General features: G+C 63.0%; 2 protein-coding genes and 2 tRNA genes. All 4 read left to right on the top strand.

Annotated features, from left to right (window positions below; genetic code table 11):
* Positions 1 to 530: 530 nt before the first annotated feature.
* Positions 531 to 605, top strand: a tRNA-Asp gene (locus MCBG_RS30880).
* Positions 606 to 632: 27 nt separating this feature from the next.
* Positions 633 to 706 (top strand) — tRNA-Phe (locus MCBG_RS30875).
* 790 nt (positions 707 to 1496) lie between these two features.
* Complete coding sequence (locus MCBG_RS30870; RefSeq protein WP_009067554.1) at positions 1497 to 2258, top strand: hypothetical protein; 762 nt, start codon at positions 1497 to 1499, stop codon at positions 2256 to 2258.
* Positions 2255 to 4360 carry a DNA methyltransferase gene (locus MCBG_RS30865; RefSeq protein WP_009067553.1) on the top strand — a complete coding sequence of 702 codons (2106 nt, stop codon included), beginning with the start codon at positions 2255 to 2257 and terminating at the stop codon, positions 4358 to 4360. Before MCBG_RS30870 ends, MCBG_RS30865 begins: the two co-directional genes overlap by 4 nt.
* The last annotated feature ends 606 nt before the right edge of the window (positions 4361 to 4966 follow it).

Below are 4966 nucleotides of genomic sequence, written 5' to 3'. Positions count from 1 at the left end.
ACGTCTGTGCGAGTGATCACTACCGTCACTGAAATTCGGCGTTCTCTGATCCAGCCTCGTGACCTTGATAAATAGGGACATGAAAGCCATCCGTCCCACCCGAGTCTGTGGTGCCCCCGTTCCGCACCGCGCAGGTCAGGGCCAAACCAGAGGGAAGGTCGGCGCCAGGCGTGAACGCCCCTCCTCTCCCCTCTCGCCGGGGAACGACGGTGTTCGTGGCGTGCTGACGCGGTTGCAAGCGCCTCTGGTGCCATCGGCATGATTTGCTTCAGCAGGCACAGAGTCGGCGCAAAATTCCCGGGTTCGTGGCAATCCCCCACCACCTCCAGCAAGTCCTGATCCTCCTCGATCCTGCCTCCGTGCTGACATGTCAGCACGGAGGCAGGATCGAGGAGGATCAGGCTAGACTCAGGAGGACGGAGAAGGGCCTAGTTACCGGGCTCCTGGGCATCGTCACAGGTCAGGAAGGTAACAATTTCGGGTTCGAATCCCGTTGGGGGCACGCTTTGCCGTACGGAAACGTACGTCGAGGTCCTGTGGAGCAGTTTGGAGTGCTCGCCACCCTGTCAAGGTGGAGGCCGCGGGTTCAAATCCCGTCAGGACCGCTTGCAGCTCACCCTGGTGAACTGCGTGGCTGGGTAGCTCAGTTGGTACGAGCGATCGCCTGAAAAGCGATAGGTCGCCGGTTCGATCCCGGCCCCAGCCACCCTCGTGAGAACGTCCCGGACGACATGCCGTCCGGGACGTTTTGTTTTGTGCCGTAGCAAAGGCACACCCCCCGGCAGCAGTCGGTCCCAGGGTTCTACGTGCTGACACGGCGCTGACGTGTCAGCACCGCACCGCGTGGTTCCTGGCTGCCAAGCCCAACCGGCGCCCGCACGGAACCCGTGCTGCTCCCTGAGCGTGGTCACGTGAGTCTCCCGGCCGTTAAGCGCACACCAGAGTGGCCGTGCGCCCGGAGGGGGGTGGGCCGAGCACGTGGCCAGGATCTCGCCGTTCCTCCCGCCAGAACTCAGCGAAGGAGGTCGTCCGACGACTGGAAGCTGCTCGGCGCCGCGGTGATGTCCGATTCCGTCCCTGGACCCAGGACTCCGACGATGACCTCTTTGCAGGTTGACCACGCACACCGCCGAGTGGCTGACATGCGGGTCTAAACGCGCGGTCGACACAGGCGGAGGGTCGTGTGGATCTCGACGCGGCATCCAGCGTCGAGGCCGGTGACGCCTGGGTCACGCGATCGTGCACGGCACGTAGCGGTACGGATTGGAATCGCTCCTGCACAGTCCCGAGGGTGTGGCCGGGGTATGCGACTGCCCGTCTGGCCTGGAAGCGATCGGTCCGCATCGTCATCCCGGACGGTGGCGCTCACTGCGTGATCGCCGCTGCCAACACGCCTATCAGGCGATGTCACCGCTTCCCGATACGATGCCCCCGAAAGAAACGCGCCTCGCTCTCGGCGGTGCGGTCGGACGAATCGAATAGACGGAGGGCAGCAGATGGGCGCGGTCGAGCAGGTGTTTCTGGAATGTGAACGCGCTCGGGCGGACGGCGACCTGATCCAGCGAGTGTCGGCGAGCGACAAGGAGTACCACTTCCAGAACTGGGTTGGGGAGCGCATCGAGGCGTGCCGCCTCGCCTACGACGAACCGGGCAGGAACACGTATCCGGACTTCCGGCTCGTCAACCACCCGGAGGGCTACGAGGTCAAGGGTTTGGAGTTCCCCGGCCGAGAGGCTGACTACGACTCCAACTCCCAGGTACCCACGGGGAACCACAACGGCCGCGAGGTATTCTACGTTTTCGGGCGTTATCCCAAGGCCGAGCGCGGCGTTGACGAGTATCCCGTCGTCGATCTCGTGGTCTGCCACGGCAGCTTCCTGAACGCCGACACCGACTATGTCCACAAGAACAAATCGTTCCGCGGCTTCGGTTCCTACGGCGACATACTGGTCCGCGACCGGAAGATGTACGTCGTGCCGACGCCGTTCGCACTGGCTGCGGGAACGGCTGGCCTGGCCACACTCATCGCACCCGCCGACTATCAGGTGCAGTCGAGCGAGCTCGTCCAGGTGGGCGAGCTGGACCGGGTCGAGGTCGACGATGTGCTCGTGTCCTACGAGTTCAACATGCAGACCAACGAGATGGTCACGCGCAAGGAGCCGAACCCGAACGCCGGTACCGTGCACCAATTCCGTGCCTATCGATCGCGTGGAGCGGGTGACACCAAGACGGTAACGCTGAAGGAGCCTCACTCGTGACGCCCGTGGTGCCTGCACGGACGGGCCTGGAGTCAACCTTCCCCTCCGCGATGCTCAGTGCCGTCGGCACGAAGGAGTCCTGGCGCAAGGAAGTCCACCGCCCTGCGACCAGTACACACAAGTGGTGGGCTAAGCGCCTCGGCACTGTCTTCCGTGGGATTCTCGCCTCGGCTACAACACCCGAGGACGCCGATAGCGCCGCGGCATACGCATCTCCGCTGGATCTGAAGGGTGCCGTTGTACTCGATCCCTTCTCTGGCTCTGGTGTCACTGGTGTCGAAGCGCTCAAGCTCGGAGCCCGAGCTGTCTGCTTCGATATCAACCCCGTGGCAACCCTGGTCCAGCGCCAAGCAATGCAGCCCTGGAACGTGGAGCGTCTGGCGGCTGCCTACGAGGCCGTCGAGTCTGCCTGCCGCGAGGAAATTGACCGCTTCCACCTGGCCGAAGATGGCCGGTGTGTCCTGTACTACTTCTGGGTCGCGAACGTCCAATGCCCCAGTTGCTCCGACAAGGTCCGGCTGTTCGACTCGCCGGTTTTCTCCAAGAACGCTTATCCCAAGCGGGTGCCAAAGGCACAGGTCGTCTGCCCTAAGTGCCTGGCTGTCAAGCAGAGCCGATACGACTTCGACTCCGAAACGTGCCCCAACGGCCACGAGATCAGCCAGCCCGGAGCAGTCCGTGGTCAGATGGCAACTTGTCAGCAAGGCCACACCTTCAAAATCTTGACTGCTCTCGGCGGCAATAGGGCCGAGTTCGAGATGTACGCCAAGATGGTCGCGGACCCGGACGGCTCAAAGGTCTACGAGAGCATCACTGACTGGGATCGCGACCTCTACGCACAGTGCGTGGAGCGGCTCGCCGGTCTGCCCGACTCCGCAGTCCTGCCGCAGGGTGAGCTCGCCAGAGGCAACAACACCGACCAGGCGCTGAAGTGGAACTTTCGCAATTGGCGCGACTTCTTCAACGCGCGCCAACTGGTCTCGCTCTCGCTGATCGCGACCGCAATCCGAGACTTGCCCGGGCCCTCTGCAGAACGTGAAGCGCTCGCGGCACTCTTCTCGGGCACCCTTGAGTTCAACAACCTCTTCACGTCTTTCAAGGGCGAGGGGACAGGCGCCGTCCGACATATGTTCAGCCACCACGTCCTCAAGCCAGAGCGTACGCCCCTCGAAGCTCATCCGTGGGGGACTCCCCAGTCATCGGGGTCCTTTTCGACTCTCTACAAGAGTCGGCTGCAGCGTGCGCACGAATACAAGATAAAGCCCGCCGATCTCGTCAACGAAGGCGACGGGGTCGAACGTGTCACCGGGCTCGCTAAGCCGCTGGTCGCGAACGTTGTCGACTCATGGGCGTCGTTCGAGACCGCCCAGGGCCAAATCGCCTACGTCGCCACGCGGAACTCAGCGGAAACCGATCTTCCCAATGAGTCCATCGATCTAATTGTCACGGACCCGCCTTATATGGACAACGTTCACTATGCGGAGCTCGCTGACTTCTTCCACGCCTGGCTTCGCGGAATGCGGCCGTACGAGGCATATGCGGCGACGGCGACAACGCGGCGAACCGGAGAAGTGCAACATGCGGACCCGATGGAGTTCGGCAAAGCCATCGAAGCCGTCTGGAGCGAGTGCGCACGGGTTCTGAAGCCGGGTGGCCTCCTCGCCTTCACTTTCCATCAGGCCCGCATCAGCGGGTGGGTACAGGTGGTCGAGTCACTTCGCCGCGCCGGCTTCGTGATCACTGCTGTCCAGCCGGTCAAAGGGGAGATGTCGACGAGCATCGTCAAGGCCGGCGCCCGAGAGCCGTCGAACCTGGACAGCGTGGTTGTCTGTCGTCGGGCAGCAGACGGCGCGATCAACCCGAACGGCTCACTCGAAGAAGCTCTGGCAACCGCGCAGAAAGAGCTGAACGCTCTGCTGGAGGCCGGTGTGGACGTAGGGGCGGGGGACGTACGGTCCGTCGTTCGCGGCTCCCTGTTGGCTTACCTCTCATCAGCGGGCATCGACTTGAACGATGCGGTCATCGCTCAAGTGGACGCGCTAGCTTCAGAGGCAGTCGACGCACCGATCGCACCGAAGCGATCTGCCGCGGTCCCCGCCTGATACGAGCACCAATGTCGAGAAGCTGGGCCATGTTGCGAAGGTGCGTCGTGCCGCCCGTTAGGGCGGTGCTGGGCGGTGGCAGATGCGCGCGACTGCAAGGCGAAGGGCGAAGACGCTACACCACGCATCAGACGTCTGTGCGAGTGATCACTACCGTCACTGAAATTCGGCGTTCTCTGATCCAGCCTCGTGACCTTGATAAATAGGGACATGAAAGCCATCCGTCCCACCCGAGTCTGTGGTGCCCCCGTTCCGCACCGCGCAGGTCAGGGCCAAACCAGAGGGAAGGTCGGCGCCAGGCGTGAACGCCCCTCCTCTCCCCTCTCGCCGGGGAACGACGGTGTTCGTGGCGTGCTGACGCGGTTGCAAGCGCCTCTGGTGCCATCGGCATGATTTGCTTCAGCAGGCACAGAGTCGGCGCAAAATTCCCGGGTTCGTGGCAATCCCCCACCACCTCCAGCAAGTCCTGATCCTCCTCGATCCTGCCTCCGTGCTGACATGTCAGCACGGAGGCAGGATCGAGGAGGATCAGGCTAGACTCAGGAGGACGGAGAAGGGCCTAGTTACCGGGCTCCTGGGCATCGTCACAGGTCAGGAAGGTAACAA

Origin of the sequence: Micromonospora sp. M42 (assembly GCF_000568915.1) — a bacterium.
GTDB classification, from domain to species: domain Bacteria; phylum Actinomycetota; class Actinomycetes; order Mycobacteriales; family Micromonosporaceae; genus Micromonospora; species Micromonospora chalcea.
This window is presented reverse-complemented; position numbering and strand designations above follow the sequence as displayed.